The organism is Pyxidicoccus sp. MSG2, from assembly GCF_026626705.1.
Taxonomy (GTDB): Bacteria; Myxococcota; Myxococcia; order Myxococcales; family Myxococcaceae; genus Myxococcus.
In genome coordinates this window covers 77310-99315 of sequence record NZ_JAPNKC010000001.1, presented here as the reverse complement: position 1 = coordinate 99315, position 22006 = coordinate 77310, and the positions used below count along the sequence as shown (strand labels likewise).

Annotated in this window: 18 protein-coding genes; 10 read left to right on the top strand and 8 right to left on the bottom strand. The window is 69.1% G+C overall.

Features of this window, described 5'->3' with window-relative positions; all coding sequences use genetic code 11:
• Positions 1 to 146: 146 nt before the first annotated feature.
• The 3 genes from OV427_RS00350 (at position 147) to OV427_RS00340 (ending at position 6519) form a co-directional block, all read left to right on the top strand.
• Positions 147 to 3113, top strand: coding sequence for a DUF7594 domain-containing protein (locus OV427_RS00350; protein WP_267854131.1), 2967 nt, complete (start codon positions 147 to 149; stop codon positions 3111 to 3113).
• Positions 3114 to 3297: 184 nt separating this feature from the next.
• Positions 3298 to 5235: a carboxypeptidase regulatory-like domain-containing protein gene (locus tag OV427_RS00345; protein WP_267854130.1), complete on the top strand. Its 1938-nt coding sequence runs from the start codon at positions 3298 to 3300 to the stop codon at positions 5233 to 5235.
• 132 nt (positions 5236 to 5367) lie between these two features.
• Positions 5368 to 6519, top strand: a complete 1152-nt coding sequence (locus OV427_RS00340) for a fatty acid desaturase family protein (protein WP_267854129.1) — start codon at positions 5368 to 5370, stop codon at positions 6517 to 6519.
• Positions 6520 to 6527: 8 nt separating this feature from the next.
• Here the strand turns inward: OV427_RS00340 and OV427_RS00335 are convergent, their stop codons facing one another.
• Positions 6528 to 7022: a hypothetical protein gene (locus OV427_RS00335; RefSeq protein ID WP_267854128.1), complete on the bottom strand. Its 495-nt coding sequence runs from the start codon at positions 7020 to 7022 to the stop codon at positions 6528 to 6530.
• Positions 7023 to 7073: 51 nt separating this feature from the next.
• Positions 7074 to 8357 carry a hypothetical protein gene (locus tag OV427_RS00330; RefSeq protein WP_267854127.1) on the bottom strand — a complete coding sequence of 428 codons (1284 nt, stop codon included), beginning with the start codon at positions 8355 to 8357 and terminating at the stop codon, positions 7074 to 7076.
• A gap of 409 nt (positions 8358 to 8766) precedes the next feature.
• Between OV427_RS00330 and OV427_RS00325 the strand changes: the two genes are divergently transcribed.
• A complete protein-coding gene (locus tag OV427_RS00325) occupies positions 8767 to 9519 on the top strand; it encodes a ferritin-like domain-containing protein (RefSeq protein ID WP_267854126.1) in 753 nt (250 codons plus the stop codon).
• Between the two features lie 33 nt (positions 9520 to 9552).
• Positions 9553 to 10155 (top strand): peptide deformylase, encoded by a 603-nt coding sequence (def, locus tag OV427_RS00320; protein WP_267854125.1) that lies wholly within the window; start codon positions 9553 to 9555, stop codon positions 10153 to 10155.
• Between the two features lie 6 nt (positions 10156 to 10161).
• On the opposite strand, the gene OV427_RS00315 is transcribed toward def, so the two are convergent.
• From OV427_RS00315 to OV427_RS00305, 3 genes are read right to left on the bottom strand one after another with little or no spacing between them, the layout of a single operon-like run.
• Complete coding sequence (locus tag OV427_RS00315; RefSeq protein ID WP_267854124.1) at positions 10162 to 10857, bottom strand: type VI immunity family protein; 696 nt, start codon at positions 10855 to 10857, stop codon at positions 10162 to 10164.
• Positions 10803 to 11075 carry a hypothetical protein gene (locus OV427_RS00310; protein WP_267854123.1) on the bottom strand — a complete coding sequence of 91 codons (273 nt, stop codon included), beginning with the start codon at positions 11073 to 11075 and terminating at the stop codon, positions 10803 to 10805. Before OV427_RS00310 ends, OV427_RS00315 begins: the two co-directional genes overlap by 55 nt.
• Positions 11072 to 11848 carry a hypothetical protein gene (locus OV427_RS00305; RefSeq protein ID WP_267854122.1) on the bottom strand — a complete coding sequence of 259 codons (777 nt, stop codon included), beginning with the start codon at positions 11846 to 11848 and terminating at the stop codon, positions 11072 to 11074. The genes OV427_RS00310 and OV427_RS00305 overlap by 4 nt, the downstream gene beginning before the upstream one ends.
• A gap of 83 nt (positions 11849 to 11931) precedes the next feature.
• Between OV427_RS00305 and OV427_RS00300 the strand changes: the two genes are divergently transcribed.
• The 3 genes from OV427_RS00300 (at position 11932) to OV427_RS00290 (ending at position 14406) form a co-directional block, all read left to right on the top strand.
• The gene (locus OV427_RS00300) at positions 11932 to 12999 is read left to right on the top strand and encodes an NADH:flavin oxidoreductase/NADH oxidase (protein ID WP_267854121.1); all 1068 of its coding nucleotides are present in this window, start codon (positions 11932 to 11934) and stop codon (positions 12997 to 12999) included.
• A gap of 133 nt (positions 13000 to 13132) precedes the next feature.
• Positions 13133 to 13549 (top strand): hypothetical protein, encoded by a 417-nt coding sequence (locus OV427_RS00295; protein ID WP_267854120.1) that lies wholly within the window; start codon positions 13133 to 13135, stop codon positions 13547 to 13549.
• Between the two features lie 8 nt (positions 13550 to 13557).
• Positions 13558 to 14406 (top strand): MBL fold metallo-hydrolase, encoded by an 849-nt coding sequence (locus tag OV427_RS00290; protein ID WP_267854119.1) that lies wholly within the window; start codon positions 13558 to 13560, stop codon positions 14404 to 14406.
• 18 nt (positions 14407 to 14424) lie between these two features.
• On the opposite strand, the gene OV427_RS00285 is transcribed toward OV427_RS00290, so the two are convergent.
• Complete coding sequence (locus tag OV427_RS00285; RefSeq protein WP_267854118.1) at positions 14425 to 15018, bottom strand: HD domain-containing protein; 594 nt, start codon at positions 15016 to 15018, stop codon at positions 14425 to 14427.
• 165 nt (positions 15019 to 15183) lie between these two features.
• On the opposite strand from OV427_RS00285, the gene OV427_RS00280 reads away from it, so the two are divergent.
• Positions 15184 to 17418 carry a transporter substrate-binding domain-containing protein gene (locus OV427_RS00280; protein WP_267854117.1) on the top strand — a complete coding sequence of 745 codons (2235 nt, stop codon included), beginning with the start codon at positions 15184 to 15186 and terminating at the stop codon, positions 17416 to 17418.
• 31 nt (positions 17419 to 17449) lie between these two features.
• On the opposite strand, the gene OV427_RS00275 is transcribed toward OV427_RS00280, so the two are convergent.
• Positions 17450 to 19945 carry a putative metal-binding motif-containing protein gene (locus OV427_RS00275; RefSeq protein WP_267854116.1) on the bottom strand — a complete coding sequence of 832 codons (2496 nt, stop codon included), beginning with the start codon at positions 19943 to 19945 and terminating at the stop codon, positions 17450 to 17452.
• A 108-nt stretch (positions 19946 to 20053) separates the two neighbouring features.
• On the opposite strand from OV427_RS00275, the gene OV427_RS00270 reads away from it, so the two are divergent.
• A complete protein-coding gene (locus OV427_RS00270) occupies positions 20054 to 21220 on the top strand; it encodes an FAD-dependent monooxygenase (RefSeq protein ID WP_267854115.1) in 1167 nt (388 codons plus the stop codon).
• A gap of 16 nt (positions 21221 to 21236) precedes the next feature.
• On the opposite strand, the gene OV427_RS00265 is transcribed toward OV427_RS00270, so the two are convergent.
• Complete coding sequence (locus OV427_RS00265; RefSeq protein WP_267854114.1) at positions 21237 to 21947, bottom strand: hypothetical protein; 711 nt, start codon at positions 21945 to 21947, stop codon at positions 21237 to 21239.
• Between the last annotated feature and the right edge of the window lie 59 nt (positions 21948 to 22006).

Below are 22006 nucleotides of genomic sequence, written 5' to 3'. Positions count from 1 at the left end.
TTTCACGAATAAATGGGAAACATGTTATTCGCGCTTTTCGATAATGCCCGAAAAGGGGAGTTTGCATGAGAAGCAGTTTTGGGTCCGCCTCCATCGCGGGGTGGTTGGCAGGGTGTCTGGCGCTGAGCTGTGGCCCTATGGATGGGATGGACGAGGAGCTCGACGCGAACCGGCAGCCGCTGGTCTACGCGAGGACCACGGAGTTCGTCGCCACGCATGACGCCCGCATCAAGGAGCGGCTGCCGACGACGAACTACGGCACCTACTCGCCCATGTGCGCGCAGATTGAAACGGGCGGCACGGATGAGTGGGTCGTCTTCAAGTTCAACACCACCGGGCTGGTGGCGCCCTTCTCGCGGGTGACGTTGCGGCTCTACCTGGGCGTGGACGGCGGCACGCCGCACAACTTCCGCGTCTACAACAGCACCAACACGACCTGGGACGAGACAGTCACCTGGAACACGCGGCCCACGCCCGGGACGGCCTTCGTCACCGTGCCCGCGGGCTCGGCCCCCAATTCGTACTTCGACATCGACGTCACGCCGCTCATCAATCCGGCGGTGCCCACGCAGACGCTCATCATCCGGCCGGTGGCGAGCACCGACACCAACGCCATCTGCCTGGTGGACCGGGCCAGCGCCACCATCCTCCAGGGCGAGAGCACCCAGCCCCGGCTGGTCGTCGACTACTTCGGCGCCGTTCCCTCGGCAGATGCCGTCGTGGACGAGGCCAACCCCACCACCAACGCGGGCGCCGCCACCACGCTCGGACTCGCGGATGTTGCACCGGCCCGGCGGGCCTACTTCCAGATTCCCATCTCCCGGCCCCTGCTCAACGACTTGCGTGGCATCCAACTGCACGGCGCCTCCATCCCCGCCGACGTGGGCAGCCCGCGCGGCCGGGTGATGCTGCGGCTGTACCCGACCACCACCGTGAGCGGCACGAGCGCACTCGTGTACGCCCCTCCCTCGGGCACCCACTGGACCTGGAGTGAGACGGGGTTGACCTGGGACAACCAGCCCGCCGGCACGGGTGCACCGAACGCGACCGCCATCGCCAGCATCTCCAACACGGTGGCCGGCCGCTGGGTGGAAGTGGATGTCACCCAGGCCGTCACCCACGCCATCGCCTGGGCGGACACGCTGACGACCACGAAGCAGGACCTGTCGCTCGACCTGCTGCTGGCCGGCGGCACGGGCACGTTCGCCTCGAAGGAGGACCCGGGCCTCAAGCCCATGCTGGTCTTCATCAGCGACCAGTTGCCGACGGTGAAGACCGACGGCATCTGCGGCCGTGGCGAGGACTGCGCCAGCAGCCCTACCGACTGCGGCGTCTGCGCCACGGGCACCAACCGCGGTGCCTACCTGCCTGTCTGGGGTGACCTGCACCGTCACGGCCTGGGCGATGGCGGGGATGGCTGGGACGGGACGCAGCTGAAGACCCACACCACCAACGTGCTCAACTATCTCAAGAACACCGAGAAGCTGGACTTCGTGGCGCTCTCCGAGCACGTCAACAACGCGGGCTGGAAGGACGTTGCGGGCTTCGACCGCCAGGAGGAGTCCGTCGATGCCACGCGCGTGACGGAGCGGTTCATTCCCTCGATGGGAATGGAGAACGGCACCGCCAATGGCGCGATCGAGAGCCACATGAAGTTCGACATCTCCAGCAAGGCGGCGGGCACCTGGTCCGCTGTCAAGCTGAGGATCAAGGTCCAGAACCCTTCGGCCAGCGGGCAGTTCAAGGTCCGCCGGCAGATTCGCTGCGCTGGCGCCAATACCTTGAGCCCTGCCTGGTACAACATGGCCACCCCGGCCTGGGACGACCGCTGGAGCCGGTCCTGGGATGAGAAGAAGGACCTCTTCCCCGGCAATGCTCCCATCGACACCTGGTACGACATCGACGTCTCGGAGCTGCTGCTGACCAACGGGACGCTCTACACGAAGATGAGCGGAGACTGCTCACCGGAGCCGGACACCCTGAGCAACGTGGTGCTGGCCATCACGGTGGGCACCATCACCACGGATGCGCTGGGCTTCTACACGCGGGACAGCGGTGCCGCCAACGCGGCCCGGCTGGTGTTCTTCGTGGACGGCGTGGAGCAGGCGGGGCCCATCTCCACCAACGCGGACCAGCGCTTCGACAGCCGGGATTCTGGTGCCAGCAACACGGGCAGCCATTCCAGCACCGAGCCGACGACGGGTATCGACCTCACCAACCTGACGACGGACGCGGGCAACTTCTCGATGGGGCACTTCAACGTCCTGTTCCCGGCCGTCGGGCTCAACATGCAGACGTACAGCTGGACGAACGGGGTGACGCGGAAGTGGGGCGACGCGAAGCCGAACAACCGCGTGTATTACGACTACCTGGATGACACGGCCAATGACTGGCTCGGGCAGATCAACCACCCCTTCAGCATCGACTTCCCGCTGGTGGACATGACGGTGTCGTCGACCGCCGTCGCCCGGATGGCCACCTACGAGCTGAGCGGTGGAAACCTGGAGAAGTGGACGAACACTGCGTACTACGCGAACTCCTGGCAGCCGAAGATCAACCGCTACCTCCAGTATGTCCGGCACGGGTGGCGGGTGGCGCCGGCGGCGAACTCGGATGCGCACTGCCACTGCTCGACGTCGCCGTGCACCATCACCGCGCACAACTGTCCCTCCACGTTGACCGGGACGCGGACCGGAATGTGGACCCTGGGGCGCAACTTCACGCACCTCAAGCAGGCCCTGTCACAGAAGCGGGCCTTTGCCGTGCAGAACGGTCCGGGGCTGGAGGACAAGAACGTCTACGTCGCGCTGCAGGCGACGCAGTCCTCGGCGTTCGACTCGAGCTGGTGGATGGGCAGCGTCCTGCCCAACCGCAATGCCTGGACGCTGACGGTGTTCGCCAGGAACTTCAACGACACCGGCACGCTGAAGATCAACCGGATCACCCTGCACGACGATGACGGGTACGGCGCCATTGCCACGCTGCAGTGCAACGCGATGTCTTCGTGCAGTGGCTCGTTCGACTACACGCCGTCCTCTGCGAACAAGGCCGTGATTGCCGTGGCCGAGCTGTCGTCCGGCCACTACGTCGTCTCGGCTCCGATGTTCTTCTAAGAGGGCTGCGGTTCACCACTCCGGAGGGGGATTCTGCCCCTCCGGAGTGGATCGTGTTGCCTTGCCCGAGTGGCAGGTGCTCGCGCACCGGCCTCATCCGTTCGAACCTGACGGCGGTCTTTGCGCTGCCCACGGCATGGGGAGTAGTTGCGGTGCCCGTCCCTCCTGCGGAGGATGAGGCACCATGGCCGACACGAAGCGCCGATATGGGGGCTGGATAGCGCTGGGCTTGCTCCTGCTGGGCGGGGCCCTGTGGTGGGCCACTGCGCGGAAGCCCGAAGCTCTTCCCGCCATGGCGACGGAGGCACCCGGAGACACTCCTGCCCGCGCGCGTCCCGAGCCTTCGCGCGTGGCATCAACGGCACCTCAACAGGCGCAGGCCCTTCCCCCGACGCCGGCCCCGCTGCTCCGTCTGCCCTCGGCCCGGCGTACGGAAGCTCCCGCCAACGCCCCCGGGGCCTTCTCCGGTCGCGTGGTGTCCGCCACCACCGGACAGGGTGTCCCGAGCGCCGAGCTGACCTTCGCCGGCCCCTCGGGCGCCGCAAGCACCCGCACGGACGAGGCGGGCGCCTTCCGCTTCCTGCCGGACCAGGAGGGACTCTGGCAGCTCGCCAGCATTCGCGCGGACGGCTTCCTGCCCTTCGGCCCTGACTGGGGGCAGAGCCCCATCCGCCTCACGGCACGTCCCGGCAGCGGCGTGGAGGGCCTGCTGCTGGCCCTCACCCCCGAGGAGTCCTGGACCGTCCGCGTGGAAGACCCCGCCGGCAAGCCCCTCGCGGGCGCCCACGTGCGGCTCCTCACCGGCCGCTCCGGTGAGACGGTGCTGTTCCCCACCCAGGACGAGTTCACCACCGGCGCGGAAGGCGAGGTCCGCCTCCAGGCCCCCGAGCGCTCCACGGTCGAAGCCCGCCACCCGGGCCACGCTCCCGCGCGGGCCGAGCTGAGCTCGCGCCTCGCGGGCCGGCGCGCGGTGCTTCGGCTCAAGGTTGAGACCTCGGCTGCCAGCGAAGTCCTCGCGGGCCGGGTCGTGGATGAGTCAGGTACGGCCATCGCCGGTGCCGGTGTCCGCGCCACGAAACCCCGCGGCACGAGTTTGCCCGGCGCCGAAGATGGCAGCGCCCCCGTGGCCGAGACGCTGTCGGACGCGGACGGGCGCTTCCTCCTGGAGCGGCTCCCTCCGGGCCGCTACGACGTGTTCGCCGAAGTCCTCGGACGCGTGAGCACGACCGCCCCGAATGTGGAGGCCGGACGCCGTGACCTCACCCTCACCCTGGCCCGAGGCGCGCGCCTCACCGGCCGCGTGCGCGACGAGCGCGGCGCTCCCGTCGCGTCCTTCCAGCTCGAGCTGCAGCTCCATCGCGGCCCCCTGGAGCGCGAGTTCGGATCAACGCTCACCGTGGTGGACCCGGAGGGCCGCTTCACCGTGGAAGGGCTCGCTCCCGGCACCTATACCCTCCGGGTCGGAGCCTACGGGCTCGCCCCCGCCGCTCCCACGGTGAGCGTGCCGCCCAATACCGCGGACGTCGGCCCCGTGGACATCACCCTGCAACCCGGCGCCCGGCTGGAAGGGCAGGTCGTGAAGCGCGGAGGCGGAGACCCCATCGCCGGAGCCCGCGTGCAGGTGGAGGGTGGTGTCTACGACGCTTCACTGTCCACGGTGTTCGACGCCATGACCGACACCTCTGGCCGCTTCACGTTGGATGGGCTGGCCCCGGGGAGGGTGAGTCTGTCCGTGAGCGCGCAGGGCCATGACACGCGCATCGTGGACCGGGTGGCTGTCGGGCCGGGCGCACCACCCCTGCCGCCCATCGACCTGAACCCCGTGGCCGACGGTGGAGTCGAGCGCGCGGAGATGTTGGGCATCGGTGTGGTGCTGGCCGCGCGCGACGACGCGCTGGTGATGGGGCAGGTCCTCCCTGGCGGCGGCGCACACGAGGCGGGACTGCAACCCGGGGATGCCATCGTGAGCATCGATGGGACGAAGGTGGTGGAGATGGGCTTCCCCTCGGCGGTGCAGGCCATCCGCGGCCCCGAGGGCAGCCGCGTCCTGCTCGGCATCCGGCGAGCGGGACGCTCGGACGTGGAGGACGTCTGGGTGGTCCGGAGGAAGATCCAGGTCTAGGCCGACTCGGCGCCTTCGACGGTGGGTGGCTGGACGCTCGGTACCCTGGCGACTATGTCCGGCACGCGGCCCTTCCCGGGTTCCCGGTGGAAGGTTACCGTTCGTGCCCCCTTGCCCCTCCGAGGAGTGTCAGTGAGTTCGTCCCGCACCGCCCCCGACTTCGACCTGGCCTCCGTGGATGTGGAGGGGTTCCACCGCGAGCTGAAGGCGCTTCGCGAGCAGGTGGATGCGTCGCTCGGCGAGCCGGACGCGGCGCACCTGCGGAAGATCGAGCGGTGGGGCAGGGCGGCCACGCTGCTCGGCGTGGCGACGTGCTGGCTCGCCCCCAACCCGTTCAGCGCCGCGGCGCTCAGCCTGGGCCGCTCCACGCGGTGGCTGCTGATGCACCACGTGGGGCATCGCGGGTATGACCGCGTCCCCGGCCTGCCCGCGTCGCGCACCGGCAAGGGCTTCGCGAAGGGCGGGCGCCGCTACCTCGACTGGCTCGACTGGATGCTGCCCGAGGCGTGGAAGTTCGAGCACAACGTCCTCCACCACTCGCACACCGGTGAGGACGCGGACCCGGACCTCCTGGAGCGCAATGCGGAAGGGACGCTGCGCAACCCGAGCCGCCCGCTCGCGGTCCGCTATGTCCAGCTCGCGCTGCTCGCGCTCACCTGGCGCGCCAGCTACTACGCGCCCGAGACGCTGAGCTCGCTGCGCCGCAAGGGCCGGCGCAAGGGCGGCGCGCTCACGAGCGCGGAGCTGAAGGAGCTCGTGCTCCAGTGCTACCTCCCGTACGCCGCCTTCAACTTCGTCCTCTTCCCCGCGCTGTTCCTCATCATCGGTCCGTGGGCGGCCTTCAGCGCGCTGTGCAACTCGGTGATGGCGGACGTGCTCACCAGCCTGCACACGTTCCTCGTGGTGGGGCCCAACCACACCGGCGAGGACCTGTACCGCTTCGACGAGGCCCCCGAGAATCGCGGCGCGCGCTTCGTGCAGCAGGTGATTGGCAGCGCCAACTACCGGACCGGCGGCGACCTGAACGACTTCGCCCACCTGTGGTTGAACTATCAAATCGAGCACCACATCTGGCCCGACCTGCCCATGCTCAAGTACCGCGAGGTGCAGCCGAAGGTGCGCGCCCTCTGCGAGAAGTACGGCGTGCCCTATGTCCAGGAGAGCGTCTGGACGCGCGCCCGGAAGATGGTGGACGTCGTCGTCGGCAAGAGCTCCATGCGCCGTCTCAAGCCGAGCAGGGCCGAGGCTGAGGGCCTCGCGAGCGCCGCGGCTCCGGCGGCCTGAGCCTTCGCTCAAGCGCGGCGGTTGCGCGCGGAGACCGCGCGCTTGTCCAGCGCCGACTCCGTGGACGGGGACGGGCCCTCGTGACGCACTGCCTGCACGTCCACGACGCGGGAGCCATCCGGCGGCATCGGCGGTCCGAGCGTCACCACCAGCACCCGGTACGCCTCCTCCAGCCGCTTGTGCAGCTTGGTGAAGATCAGCTGCGCGGTGCCGGGCATGTCCTCGGTGTACGTGAAGTACCAGCGCAGCTCGTCCAGGCGCTCGTAGAAGTGGTCCACCACCGCCTGCTCCTGCTCGGAGAGGTGGATGAGCTGCTCGAAGGCGCCGCTGGCGTAGCGCGAGGAGATGGTGCCCAGCAGCGGCTCGCGGCTGCGCAGGCGCGAGAAGAGGGCGAACATCTCGTCACGCCGCGCTTCCAGCCGGCGCATGACGCCGGCCGCGTCCATCGCGAGCAGATTGCGGACGCGAGCGGCCATCTCCTCGGCCTTCTTGCGACGAGCCATGGCCCGTGAGCCTACCTCCGCCGAGGCTTCCGGACCAACCACGGGACTGTGTCAGTACACGCGAAGCAGGTGGGCCTGGCACACGAAGCGCGGGTTGCGGAAGTCGATGACCTCGATTTCTCCCGTGGTCTCCTCGAAGCGGCCGGCGAGCACCCCGGCGGCGAGCGCCGCGGCCATGTAGAGGCTGTCCTGTGTCTTCAGGTCCTTGAGCTTGCGCAGGTAGACGACCCGGCCTTCCACGGACCAGAGCGTGTGGATGCCGTCCGGGCGCACGCCTCGGGCGCCATCGGGCGGAGGTCCGAGCTTCGCCAGCGCGGGCGGCACGCCGTTGAGGACATAGGCGTCATAGGCCTTGTTGCCACTCGTCGACACGAGCCTCGCGTCGCGCAGCGAACCGTCAATCCCCTGGTGCAGCTCGAGCGTGACGATGAGTTTCTGGCCGCCGCCGCCCGCGAGCTTCTGCATCTCCTCACCGGCCTGGACGCGCTCGCGCAGGTACTCCATCCCTTCGTCTCCGCGCTCCTGCAGGGCCTTGAGGTGCTCGGCGACGGTGGGCGCCATGGGAGGGGGGCCCCCGCCGGGATTGCCCGTCGCGCCGAAGCTTCCCGCCTGGGAGGCCCACGACGTCGTGGCCTGGTTCAGCAGGCTGATGCCGTCGAAGACGGGCGCATCCTCCAGTGACTTCTCGAGCGACTCACGAAGCCGGCTGAAGTACGAGTCGATCAGCCCGTTGTCCACGCGGAGCTCCGCCTGGTTGTCTTCGATGAAGCCCTTCACGCGCCCGTGGACGCGGCCGCGCTCCTGGGCGGCGAGCAGCTCGGGGTCCAGGCTCGGGTCTCCCGGGCGCAGCGTGTGGCCGCTCTGGAGCTTCGGACCGGCGGGGGGCGGGCCTCCGGGAATCAGCGACGGTGGCAATGGATACATGGACCCGTCCGCCTCGAGGGGCCGGCTCGGTGCGTCGGAGGGGGGCTCGGTGGGCCCTGCAACGGCGGAAGGCCCGGGGACTTCGCCCGGAGAAGGAGTTGACGGAGCTTGCTCCGGTGAGGCGCTCTCGGATGGAACCGGCGGGGCGGAGGTCTCTGGCGGTGGCTTGGGGGCAGGGGGCTCGCGGCGTCGCGGCGGTGGCTTCGTGGGCGGCTCTTCGGGTGCGGGCGTGGGCTTCGCGGGTGGCGCGGCCTTCGGGCGGGTGACGATCTCCACGACGAGCGGGGCCTGGGCGGATGGCCGTGTGGCCAGCGCCGCCGGGGGCTCCACCTTCCAGAGAAGGGCGAGGAGCGCCAGGTGGATGGCGAGCGAGGCCAGGGCGGCCCACCCGAAGCGTCGAAAGCGCCGCATTGCTACTCCCACGCTCCCTGGAGCATCGCCTCGGCCCCATGTGTCCTGGGACTTCGCGCCGGCCCTGCGCTGCTTGCGAACATACCCGTGGGGCGTCTTCCACGGAGGCTACGGCGGATGCGCCGCGACATTGCGTGGAGTCCCCGCCACTTCCCCGAGAGGTGTGCGTGCATTGTCGGACGCTTCGCCACGCGCCCGAGAGTGCCACCGACGTGAAGGGAAGACCTCGGCCGCCGGTCGGAGCGGGAACCTCGTCCTCTCGAGGGAGGGCCCTCCGCCTCGCGACCTACGACCGGGGACGGATGGGAATCACGGCCGTGGGAAACGAGGGTGCCGGCATCTGGAGTATCGTGCCCGGAGCTTCTCACCGTGCATGGGCGAATCCCGCCCGGGATGAATCGGGGCCGCGATGGACTTCCGGAAGGTGAGCGACACGAAGCCGGACCTGCTGCCGGACCTGGTGCGGCGGCTCGTCGCGGAGGCGTGGACGTTCCGCAGGCAGGTGGAGCTGGACGCGGAGCTGCGCTTCGCCCGGCTGACGGAGCGGCTCGCGCGGCTCGGTGCGCCCGAGCCGCTTGTCTCGCTCGCCCGTCGCGCGGCGGAGGACGAGCGACGCCACGCGGGCATGTGCGAGCGGCTCGCGCGGGACTATGGCCAGGTGGAGATGCCTCCCGCGCCGCAGGCCGTGGAGGAGGTGGCGCCGCCCGCGCTGCCGCTGCGCGAGCAGGTGCTCTACGAGGTGGTCGCCGCCTGCTGCATCACCGAGACGGAGAGCACCGCGGTGCTGACGACCCTGCTCGTGCCGGACGGGCCGCCCCGGGTGCGCTCGGTGCTGCGCGACATCCTCCGGGACGAGGTGGCGCACAGCCGACTGGGCTGGGCGTGGCTGTCACATGAGCACGAGCGGGGGCCGGTGGGCTTCCTGTCGGCCCATGTGCCGGCGATGTTGGAGGGCAGTGCGTCGCCGCGCCTCTTCGCACCGGGGAGCCCGGAGGAGGAGAGCCTCGCGTTGCTGAAGCACGGGGTGTTGCCGCATGCGCGCAAGCGGGAGACCTTCGTGAAGGCGTTGCACGACGTGGTCTTCCCGGGCCTGGAACGCTTCGGAGTGGACACCGCGCTGGCGCGGGCGTGGGTGGAGCGACGGAGCGCCGCGGGAGCGTAGCGGGCAGGGCGGGTGGCCCTGTAGCGTGGACGCATGGTGCTCAAGATCGTCCAGGCAGGGGAGCCGGTGCTGCGGCAGAAGGCGCGGGATTTGACTCCGGAGGAGATTGCCAGTCCCGAGGTGCAGCGCCTCATCGGGCTGATGCGGGACACGATGCGGGACGCTCCCGGCGTGGGGCTCGCGGCGCCGCAGGTGGGCGTGGGCCTGCGGCTGGTGGTGGTGGAGGACCGGGCCGAGTACCAGGCCGGCGTGTCCCCCGCGGACCTGGCGTCGCGCGAGCGGGCACCGGTGGCGTTCCATGTGCTCATCAATCCGAAGCTCGTGGTGGAGGACCCGACGCCCGCGGAGTTCCACGAGGGCTGCCTGAGCGTGAGCGGCTTCGCGGCCCTGGTGGCGAGGGCGCGAGGCGTGCGCGTGGAGGCGCTGAACGAGCATGGCCAGCCGGTGACGGTGAGCGCGAAGGGCTGGTATGCGCGCATCCTCCAGCACGAGCTGGACCACCTGGATGGCACGCTCTACATCGACCGGATGGAGACGCGGAGCTTCACCACGGCGGACAACCACCGCCGCCATCAGGCGGGACGCAGCACCGCGGAGCTCCGCGCGGCCCTGGGGCTGCCCGAGCGGAAGGGGTAGGGCGCTTCAGTCGAGGAACCGGCGCTCCCAGCGGAGCAGGTCCTCGGGGGTGAAGTTCAGGTGCATGGCGTAGTGATGTTCCTCGCGGAAGAGCCAGGGCTCCAGGACGCGAGCCAGCTCACGGTAGGCAGGGAGCGTCTGGCCCTGCTCGGTGTCACCGGCCTCCGGCCACGTGCCGAGCGTGATGACGGCACTGTCGTTGGTCAGGGGCTCGACGGTGGTGCCGGGAGCGTGGAGCTGGCTCCTCAGCGCGGCGATGCCTCCGAGACCGTTCAGCGCGGGTTGCCCGACGAAGGTGAGCCACGCGGGGCCGCGGACCCGCGTGCCGATTTCCCAGGACACATGCCCCAGCGGGAGGATGTCGAGGCCAGGGTAACGGAAGCAGTATGGGGTCACCCTGTCAGGTACACCTACGAGGTTGAGCTCCCCAGCCACCGTTAGTCCTGCATGGCCGGAGGAAAAGGGCAGCGCATCCGCGAGTCGCAACGCAAGGGCACGTACCCACTCTGGGCCTCGCTCCTCCAGGAGTTCGGTGGGGAGCCGGAAGTACGCCGCGCACGTGGCATCAGGGCACTGCTTGACCGCCGGGGCTTCCGACGGTTTACCGAAGTGTTCGAAGGCGTAGCGGTTCTCTTTCGATGCATCACTCAGTTGAACGATGGCAACCCTGCCTTCGCGCAGCGGTTCCTGATGAGCTCCCACCCCGCCTCATCGAGTTCCTGCCATTCACCTTCGAAATCGGCATAGAGGCCAAGGGCATTGGTGCCTACCGATTGCACGAAAATCTCCAGTGCACGGAGCAGGCTCGAAGCGATTTCGGGGAGATGCCGATGCATGTAGAAGCAGATATGCACTGCGTCGCGGGCCAGCGTGTAGCCGTTCTCCGCCATGACGCGGATCCTCGGATAGTGCTCGCTCATGGAATGACTCCCACTCTGGGAACGATGCGCCTGACCACCGTGTTCAGCGCCTTTTCGTAGATTTCCTCCTGAGTGAGACCTTCATGGGGGTGACCTGGAGGGTACTGCCTTGAACGAGGCAGCTTGTCACTATTCACGCAGGGGAACTTGAAGTCATAAACGGCCTGGGCCTCAAGCGGATCTCCAGAGTGGATGACGACGTCCGGGACGAGGGTACCCTTCAGCTCTTCGCCACATCCCGCGCGCAGCAGGGACCGGGCTTCGTCGCGGCTGACAAGCTCCAGTGTTCCCGATGGCCGGTCATAACGGTAGCGCTGCTCCAAGCTGAACCTGCCTGGGAGGCGCTCGTCGAGTGCTTTCCGGGTACACGCCAGGGCCACTTCATGCATGAGGCAACCGAGTTGCATGGCGCGGGTGATTTGTCTGCGCGAGCTCGCGTCGTCCACAAGTTCGTTGCACTCAGCGAGCGTCGGGCTTCTGCCACCAAACAGGTCGACAAGAACCTTTGACCGCGCAAGGTCGGCGCACGCAGTGAGTTCCTTCTCGACCACCGCCCGGGTCGCCTCCTCCAGTACCCGGAGCACTGCGATGCCGGTCCTCACCGACGAAGCCACGACTTCTGCGGCCTGCACCCCGGGGAGCACCGCTTCCTCGCCGGCCATGCGAGCACACAGCCCCGGGTTCTGCCTGCACCCCGCGGACGCCGAATCGAACCCGTACCTCCCAGTCGCCCCCCTGTCCGGGGTGCCCGCGCACGCCGCGATGAGCAGCATGCAGGGTACGAGCATCATCTGAACCCATCGCGAGCAGCCCACTGGCACGTGCGCCTCCCTTGTCCACGCCCCGTGGAGGATAGATGAGCAGCCTCCTCTTCAGTCCCCTGGCCTTGCGCGGAGTCCAGCTCCACAACCGCATCGTCGTCTCGCCCATGTGCCAGTACTCCAGCGACGACGGCTTCGCGAACGACTGGCACTTCGTCCATCTGGGCAGCCGTGCGGTCGGCGGCGCGGCGCTCGTCATCGCCGAGGCCACCGCCGTCGAGGACATCGGCCGCATCTCCCCGCAGGACCTCGGACTCTGGAAGGATGCCCACGTCGAGCCGCTCGCCCGCATCACCCGGTTCCTCGAGCTGCACGGCGCCGTAGCCGGCGTTCAGCTCGCCCACGCCGGGCGCAAGGCCTCCACCCTGCGCCCGTGGGACGGCGAGGGCGCCGTGCCCGCCGATGCCGGAGCCTGGCGCCCCGTCGGCCCGACCTCCACACCCTTCGGCCCCGACTATCCCGAGCCCACCGCCCTCGATGCGAAGGGAATCTCCCGCGTCATTCGTTCCTTCGCCGACGCCGCCGTGCGCGCCCGCGCCGCCGGCTTCCGGGTCCTCGAGGTCCACGCGGCCCACGGCTACCTGCTCCATGAGTTCCTCTCGCCCCTCTCCAACAAGCGCACGGATGCCTACGGCGGCTCGTTCGAGAACCGCGTCCGCCTCACGCGCGAAGTGGTGCGCGCCGTGCGTGAGAAGTGGCCGGACGAACTCCCCGTCATCGTGCGCCTGTCCTGCACCGACTGGGTGGAGGAAGGCTGGTCCCTCGAGGACTCCGTCGCTCTCGCACGGCTGCTCATGCTCGACGGCGTGGACCTCATCGACTGTTCCTCGGGAGGTGTCGTCCCCGGCGTGAAGATTCCCGCGGGGCCCGGCTACCAGACGCCCTTCGCCGAGCACATCCGACGCGAGGCAGGCATCCCCACCGGCGCCGTGGGCATCATCCGCTCCGCGATGCAGGCCGAGCACGTGCTGCGCACCGGGCAGGCCGACCTGGTCATCCTCGCGCGCGAATTGCTCCGAGACCCGTACTGGCCCCTGCGCTCGGCCCGCAAGCTCCGGGCCGAGGTGAAGTGGCCCGTGCAGTACGAGCGCGCCCGCGATTGATTCCTCGCGGTTCCCTCTCGCTCGGGGACGTGTGTCAAGCCAGCAGCCAGGAGGGCACCCAGGCCGCGGGTCCACTCCCCGCATGCGTGCGCGAGCCCCAATCCTTGGGTACCCCCACCTCAAGGAGCCACGCATGTCCCTCCCCGCGAAGAAGCTCGCCATCCTGGCGGCCGCCTGGCTCGTCGTGCCCATGGGCATCGCCTTCGCCCAGGAGCCCGAGTCCGCCGCGCCCCCGAGCCCCGCCTGTGGCGGCTTCGCGGGCATCGGTTGCCCTGACGGATATTCCTGCGTGGACGACCCCAACGACGACTGCGACCCGAACAACGGCGGCGCCGACTGTGCCGGCGTCTGTTCCGCTTCGCCCGACGAAAGCGCGAAGGGCGAGGACGGCAGCCCCCAGGAGAAGAAGCGCTGCGACTACAGCGACCCCAACCTGCGCTACGTCTCGAAGGACCCCGACCAGTGCGCGGCCATCCGCTTCGTCTGTGACGCCGGCCAGGAGCCCTTCTTCAACGACTGCGGTTGCGGCTGCCAGGCCGTCGCGCAATAAGCGGGCGGATGCTCACCGAGGTCCAAGCGGGTCCCTATACCGTTCGCGGAATCTCCGTCGGCGGCGTGTACACCTCCCTCCAGGTGCCGGAGCTGGACTCGGTGCTGGACGTGGGCGTGCCCATCCGCTCCTTCGCCGGGACGGACCGCATCTTCCTCAGCCATGCCCACCCGGACCATGCCAGCGGCCTCGGCTCGCTGCTCGGCATCCGCCGGCTCATCGGCAAGGGGCCGCCGCAGGTGTTCCTGCCCGCCGAAATCGAGGCTCCCGTGCAGGAGGCCCTCGCGGTGTTGTCCCGCCTGCACCACACCTCCATGGAGGTGCGCACCGTCCCCCTGCGTCCAGGGGACGTCCATGCGCTCGGGCATGGCCTGCACGTGCGCGCCTTCCGCACGCACCACCCGGTGCCCTCGCTCGGCTACCAGTTCCTCCGGCGCATCTCCAAGCTGCGGCACGAGTTCCACGGCCTTCCGCCGCAAGAAATCGCGCGGCGCAGGCAGGCGGGGGAGAACCTCCTCGACGAGGTGGACCGGCTCGAATTGGCCTACGCCACCGACACACTCTCACGGGTGCTGGAGACCGAGCCATCCGTGCTCGACTCGCGCGTCCTCGTCATCGAGTGCACCTTCGTGGACGCAGGCCACACCGTGCAGGACGCGCAGGAGCGCTGGCACCTCCACCTGGATGAGCTCGCGGCACGCGCCGACCTCTTCCGGAACGAAGCGCTGGTGCTGATGCACTTCAGTCAGGCCCACAGTCCGGAGGAGGTCCAGGCCACCATCCGTGCTCGGCTACCCGCATCCCTCTACGAGCGCGTCCGCGTCTTCGCGCCGCCCTCGGGCCGCTGGTTCGGCTGAGGCGGGGCGGGGCAGGGCTCACGCGGGCCGGAGGGCCTCCAGCTCCGCCAGCACGGCGCGCAGCTCGGGGGCCTCCAGCGCCTTGTCCACCGAGGCGTAGAACTGGGAGAGGTCGCCCATGCCCTGGTGCTCGTAGACGCACGCCTGCAGGCCCATCTCCAGGCGGTCCAGTTGCCGCACCAGCCGCGCCTCGAAGGAGGTGCCGCGCTCGTACTCGTCCCACAGCGCCAGGTACTCCGCGGCGCGCGGCAGCTTGCCGAAGATGGTCTCCACGGCGCGTCGCTCCAGCGCGTGCTTGGCTTCCTTGTCCACGCCGTCATGCGGGGTGATGTCACCCGCGTACGCTTCGCCCAGGTCGTGCAGCAGCGCGATGCGGACCACCTTCGCCGCGTCCGCCTCGGGGAAGAAGCCGTCCGCGACGAACAGGCCCAGCAGCGCGACGAAGAACGAGTGCTCCGCCACGCTCTCGCATCGCTCTGGAGGAATGCCGACGCGCAGCCAGCCCTGACGGAAGAGCTGCTTCAGGTGGTTCAGCTCGAAGTAGGCCTCGATGAGCGGCAGGGTCTTCCGCCCCTGGAGCAGGGCCAGCGGTGGCGCGGCCTTGGTCTTCATGCGTCGTCTCCTCGTCCCAGCACCGTACACCGGCCTGTGCGCCCCGTACTCCGGGTGAGGATGATTCCAGCGGGGGAAATCGGCTAGATGTGGGGACGAGGATGGCCGTGCGCCATTTCCGCCTCCGGGCGGCAGTCCACGGGCCATGAGGAGGGGGAGTTCATCGTGGTCAATTCGTCCTGCTGGAGCCTGTCGTCCTCGCGGTGGCTGCTCGCCGCCGCGTTGCTCGTGACTGCCACCGCCTGCAAGCGGGAGCCCGTGGAGCCGCCGCCCGCGCCGCCCACGCCGAGCGCGGCCGTGGAGCCGGAGGACCCGCCGTTCCCCGAAGCGCTGTTGGCCCGGGCCGAGGTGCCCACGGCCGTGGCCCAGGTCGAGGAGCCCGCACCGCCGCCCGAGCCGCCCTTCACCGGAGACCTCGCGGCACTGCGCAAGCGCGGCACGCTGCGCGTCCTGGTGGACGGCACCGAGGAGGACTCGCTCCCGCGCGAGGGCATGCCCCGGGAGCAGGACCGGGCGCTGCTGGAGCGCTTCGCGGAGAAGTACGGCATGGCGGTGGAGTTCCTCGCCGTCGATAGCTTCGACCAGCTCATCCCACTGCTGCGCGAGGGGCGCGGGGACATCATCGCCGCCGACCTCACGGTGACGCCGGAGCGCGCGAAGGACATCGCCTTCACGCGCCCCATGGCCCGGGTGAGCGAGGTCGTCGTGGGCAAGCGCGGTGAGAAGGGGCTGCCTCGCAAGCCAGAGGAGCTGGCCGGGCGCACCGTGCACGTGCGCGCCAGCTCCACCTTCGCCGCCTCGCTGAAGGAACTGGCGAACGGGAAGGCTCCGGGGCTCGTCGTCGAGGCGGTGCCGGAGACGCTCGACCCCGAGGAGCTCGCGTGGCAGGTGTCTCGCGGGGAGCGACCGCTGACGGTGGTGGACAGCCATCTGCTCACGGCGATGGAGACGTACAACCCGGACGTGGAAGGGCTGTTCCCCATCGCGGAAGGGCGCCAGCTCGCGTGGGCCGTGCGTCTGGAGAACCCCGCGCTGCGCGCCGCGCTGGATGCCTTCCTCGTGGAGCGAGCCCTCACCGAGCACCGGGACAGGCTCGTCACCGCGGACCTGGATGGCATCCGCAAGCGCGGAGTGCTCCGTGTCCTCACGCGCAACAGCCCCGTGACGTACTTCCTCCACCGGGGAGAGCAGGCCGGCTTCGACTACCAGATGGCGAAGCTCGCGGCGGAGGCGCTCAAGGTGCGGCTGGAGGTGGTGGTGCCGCCGACGTACGAGCAGCTCATTTCGTGGCTGAAGGAGGGGCGTGGCGACGTCATCGCCGCCGCGCTCACCGCCACGCCCGAGCGCGCGAAGCAGGTGGCCTTCAGCACGCCGTACCTCTACGTGGACGAGGTCCTCGTGCAGCGCGCCGGGGCTGCGAAGCCCGCGTCGCTCGATGCGCTGAAGGGCCAGGCCATCCACCTGCGCAAGTCGTCCAGCCACTTCGACACCATGAGCGCGCTGGCGGCGCAGCATGGCTTCACGCTCGTCGAGGAGCCTGAGGACATGGACACCGAGACGCTCATCGACCGCGTGGCGCGCGGGGAGATTCCGTACACGGTGACGGACAGCCACATCCTCGCCGCCGAGCGCGTGTACCGCGATGACGTGGAGGCGGCGCTCACGGTGCCGGGGCAGGGTGAGCCGGCTGGGAAGGACGGGCACTACGGCATCGCCTTCGCGGTGCGGCAGGAGAACCCGAAGCTGCGCGCGTTCCTCGACGGCTTCGTGAAGAAGACCTACCGCGGCGTCGACTACAACGTGTCGCGCCGCCGCTACTTCGAGGGGCACCGTGACGAGGCGCCGGCCACGGTGGAGACGGCCCTGTCCGCGGGCGCCATCTCTCCGTATGACCCGCTGGTGCAGTCGTACTCGGCGCGCTACGGGTTGGACTGGCGGCTGATGGTGGCGCAGATGTTCCAGGAGAGCCGCTTCGACCCGAAGGCGCGCAGCTGGGTGGGGGCGCAGGGGTTGTTCCAGGTGATGCCCGCCACGGGGAAGGAGCTGGGGTTCCGCAAGCTGGAGGACCCGGACCAGGGCATCCACGCGGGTGTGAAGTACATGCACCAGCTCATCGGCCGGATTGCGCCGGAGATTCCCTTCAAGCAGCGCCTGCGCTTCGCGCTCGCCTCGTACAACGCGGGGCTCGGCCACGTGCTCGACGCGCGCCGGATTGCGCAGGAGCAGGGCCTGGACCCCAACCGGTGGTTCGGCAACGTGGAGAAGGCCATGCTCCTGCTGGAGAAGCCGAAGCACTACCGGCGCGCACGCCACGGCTTCTGCCGTGGCTCCGAGCCGGTGAAGTACGTGTCGGAAATCCAAACGCGGTACGGGAACTATGCGGCGGTAGTGCAGCGCTGAGGGGTGGGGCGCTGCGCCCCATGCCCCGGGCTCAAGGGAGCTCGGGGAAGTGGAGGACGCGCCCGTTCGGGCCCACGGCCCAGATGCTGGTCGGGGAGACGAGCGCGATGTCCTTGAGCGGAGCTGCGGACCCTGGGGTGTACAGCGCCGGCGCCCACTGGTTCCCCGTGTAGCGACGGATGACGCCCGCGGCATCCGTGACGTAGACCGATGAGCGGTCCGGCGCGCAGACGCTCGTGAATTCAGCGGCCGCCGGAGGCGTCACGGTCAGCCAGGTCGTCCCTGTCCACCTGGTGATGTAACTAGCGTCTCCGACCGCGTATGCGAGCGCCGGTGACACCATCCAGACGCTGCGCAGGCTGGAATTGTTCGAGCCCTGCGCGGTCATGGGGCTGGTGCCCGGCCCGTCGGTCAAGGTCTCGATGATAGGTTTGTTGGGGCTCACTGCCTCCTGGCCCACGATGAACAGCCGTGAGCTGTCGAACCCGTGAACGTCCCTATAGAGGGGAAGGTTGTCATCCAACACTGTCGGCACATTGCCTAGAAACCAGCCGTGCATGCGGCCCCCTTCATCCACCACGACGAGTATCGTCAGCATTTCTTCGCGGAAGCCAATGATGCCTGTGGCGTTGCTGCCGCCTTCCAGCGGTTGCTGTTGAACGCACGTGGTTCCATCGTGCCAGGCCACCCAGCCCCCACTGCCCGCGAGAAACACACTGCCATCAATGTTCACCCAGGCTGAGTTCCAGGTTGTGGTGCCACACGCTCCGTCGAAGCTCGTGAACGGATCGCCCGCGCTGGCGCGGCGGGCCAGCGCACCGTTGGCTCCAGCAATCCACACGGGGTAGCCGGTGGGGCTGTCCTTGTTGATGGCCACCGTGTTCCAGTTGCGGCCCCCAAGCACCGTGTCCGTCAGCTCCTTCCAGCCGGCGCCCGCGCATACGTTGCCCTCGTCTACCAGGCTCCCGGGGTCGCAGTTGTTGTTACGCTGGTCGCAGACCTCGGTGCCGTTGCCCTTGTTGTACTTGTCCGCGTCGTCGCAGTCCGTTTTCACGGTCGACGCGTTGGGTGGAGCGGGCTGGTCGGAGCAGAAAACCGAAGCGGCGGCGGCGTTGGCTCCGTCCCCGTCTCCATCCGCATCGGGGTAGTAGTTGATGGACGCAGGCGCATTGCAGGTGGTGTTGTCCTTCGCCGCGTTGCACACGTAGATGCCCGTGCAAGAAGGGCCGGTGCTGCAGGCGGCGCCCTTCCGGGTCATCCCCGTGGTGAAGGGCTCATCCACACTGTTGTCGCAGTTGTCGTCGATCTCGTTGCACAGCTCCAGAGCCCCGGGTTTCACCGCGCTGTCGCCATCGTTGCAGTCGAAGATGGCGGTCGGCGCCACATAGCCCGTGGGCCGCGTGCAATTCGTCACCAGTTGGTCCTGACGCCCGTAGCTGTCCCCGTCCTCGTCCCGGTACCACGACTTGTTGAAGCCCTCATCCGTACCAACGCGGCAGTTGTCGTCGATGTCGTTGCACACCTCGGTCGCGTTGGGATTCACGGCGCTTGCTGTGTCATCGCAGTCGGTGCTGTCGGTCACATACCCAGTAGCGGGCATCCTGCATTTCTGCAGCGAGTCCGAGGCCTTGCCGAAGCCATCGGCATCCGCATCCCGGTAATAGGTGGCCACCGGCAGGCCGTTGTCGACGCCGCCAGCACAGTCGTTGTCCTTGTCGTCGCACGTCTCTGGCAACCCAGGCTTGATCTGGATGTCGGTGTCATTGCAGTCGTTGCCGGACGCCACGTGATTGGCTGGAATGGCACAGCCCATCATCACCGAGCCCGCCCCGACGCCGTCCCCGTCCCCGTCCTTGTAGAAGCTGAACTGGGTCAGGCCGTCGTCGATGCCACCGGCACAGTCGTTGTCCAGGCCGTCGCACAGTTCGGACCTGCCCGGCGCCTGCTCGGTGCTTGCGTCGTTGCAGTCGCCGCCCCGGAGTACGTACTGGGTCGAGGGTACCGTGCAGCCCCGAACCATGTCGTCCGCGCCGCCGTAGCCATCCCCATCCGCGTCCCGGTAGAAAGTGTGCTGCGAGACGGTGGCGTCGTTGTCCGCGCAGTCGGTGCCGCCACCTGACGTGGGCATGAACCCGTCACCGTCGGCGTCCACTGCGCTCAACGCGACGGCCACCGTCTTCACGCCCTCGGCGTCCAGTGCCACCGTCCGCGTGTCGCGCGCGACCTCGGGCCCGCTGCACGACTGCTCGTGCGCGGTGGCAATGACTTCCAGGGATAGCCCCCAGTCGTCGTGGCGTCGAATCACGGTGTCGACCCTTCGTTCCGACGCAGCTCGCGCGAGGACGTCGAAGGAGACTCGTTCGGACTTCGCTGGCGCATCCTTGTCGCGAACCTCGACGACGATGCAGCCGGCCTTGAAGTTGAAGGCCGCTTCCACTTTGACAGAGCGGTCGCCGAGCAGTTCTTCCAGGCTGGGCACGGTGCAGGCGCAAAGCATCAACGTTGCACCCAGGCCCAGCAGCCTCATGACTCGCATTTGCGCACCTCTCCGGTGCGAGCATCCCCCGCTCGCTCAATCACGCATGCCATAGCATTGCCCTACCCACGGCGGCGAGCCGTGCGCTAATGAGACTCCATGTCAATTGTCACGGGCTCCACTCCCAGGCACATCCTCATCGCCGGTGCCGGAATCGGTGGCCTCACGCTGGCCTGGGCGCTCCGCCGCGCGGGCCACACCGTCACCGTCTTCGAGCGCGCGGACGCGCTGCGCTGGGTGGGTGCGGGCATCATCGTCCAGATGAACGCCGCCGTGGCCCTGCGCCGCATCGGCCTCTCCGACGCCGTGGCCGCGGCCGGTGCCAGTCCCACCGACAGCGCCATCCTCCGGCCCTCGGGAGCGGCCATCACCCGGCTCCCCATCCAGCGACTCCAGCAGGAACTGGGCATCCCCATGACCTGCCTCCACCGCGCCCGGCTTCAGGGCGTCCTCCTGGAGCACGCTGGTGCCGAGCACGTCCGGCTCGGGCTCGCGGTGACGGGCTTCCGGACCGACGACCACCAGGTGACGGTGACGCTGTCGGACGGGAGCACCGTGACGGGCGACGTCCTCGTGGGCGCGGATGGCCTGCGCTCCGCCGTGCGCAGCGGGCTGCTCGGCGACGCGCCCCTGCGGTACTCCGGTTACACGAGCTGGCGCGGAATCTCCCCCGAGGTCCCCGGCGCGCGCCCGGGCCACGTCTCGGAGACCTGGGGCCGTGGCGCGCGCTTCGGCGTCGTCCCCATCGGCTTCGGGCAGGTGTACTGGTACGCCACGCTCAACGCGCCCCCCGGTGGCCACGACGCTCCCGGCACGACGCGCGCCCGGCTCCAGGAAGTCTTCGGAGGCTGGCACGCCCCCATCGCAGACCTCCTGGCCTCCACGCCGGAGGACGCCATCGTCCGCACCGACATCCACGACCGGCCCCCGCTGCATCGCTGGAGCCACGGCCGGGTGACGCTGCTCGGTGACGCCGCGCACCCGATGACGCCCAACCTGGGGCAGGGCGGGTGTCAGGCCATTGAGGACGCAGTGGTGCTCTCGGAGTGTCTGTCCACCGAAGCCGACGTGACGCGCGCCCTCGTCACCTACGAGCAGCGCCGCCGCGAGCGCGCCAACCAGCTCGTGCTCCGCTCGTGGCGACTGGGACAGCTTGCGCAGATGGAGAGCCCCACCGGCCGCTTCCTGCGCGACTCACTCTTCCGGCTCGTGCCGGCAGGGCTCGCCGCGCGGGGCGTGCGGGACCTGGTGCGCTCCGCCGGGTGAGCGGAGCGCGCGGCCGTCAGAGGCTCAACCCCAGCAGCGCGCCCGCGAACGGCCCGCTGAGCGAGACGGAGAACGATTCCGTGGCGGAGCTCGCGAAGTCGTCCGCCTTGTTGAAGTACTGCGTGTAGCCCGCCTGGACGCGCGTGTAGACCCAGCGTCCGAAGGAGTAATGGATTGACGCCATCCCTCCCGCGCCGAAGACCCACTTGCGGTCCCGGTTCTCGGAGAAGGCGCCACCCAGCGTGGGGCCCGAGGTCGGGTCACCGGGCTGGTTCTGCTGAATCAGCCCCGTGGGCAGGGACACCTCGGCCGCGCCTCCGAACGCGCCCACGCCGAGCGTCAGCCGCTTCGCCAGCGCGAAGCGCTTCTCCAGCCCCGGCCGGAACGAGAGCACCTGCACGTCGTTGGCGAAGTACCAGTCGATGCCGTTGATCCACCACAGGTCATCCCGGTTCGAGCCGCGGACGAGATTGAAGTGCAGCCCGCCCGACAGCCGCACCGCGTTGTGCCGTGCGTCCAGCGGCTTCGTGAGCGCGGCCGTCTTGGGGATGAGCGCGGACGGGTGCTCCATCCGCGTGAAGGAGCCACCCACCTCCACCGCGAGCTGCGGTGGCCGGCCCTGAGGCTCCTCCATGGGGGGCGGGGGGACATCCTCCGCCAGGGCGGACACCGGCACACCGAGCGATACCAGCAGTCCAAGGGAGCACAGCGCGGGGGCGATTCTCATGGGGGTTCCTCCTCCCGAGGGATTAGTCACGGCCCGTACCACGGTGGAAGGGGCCCTCC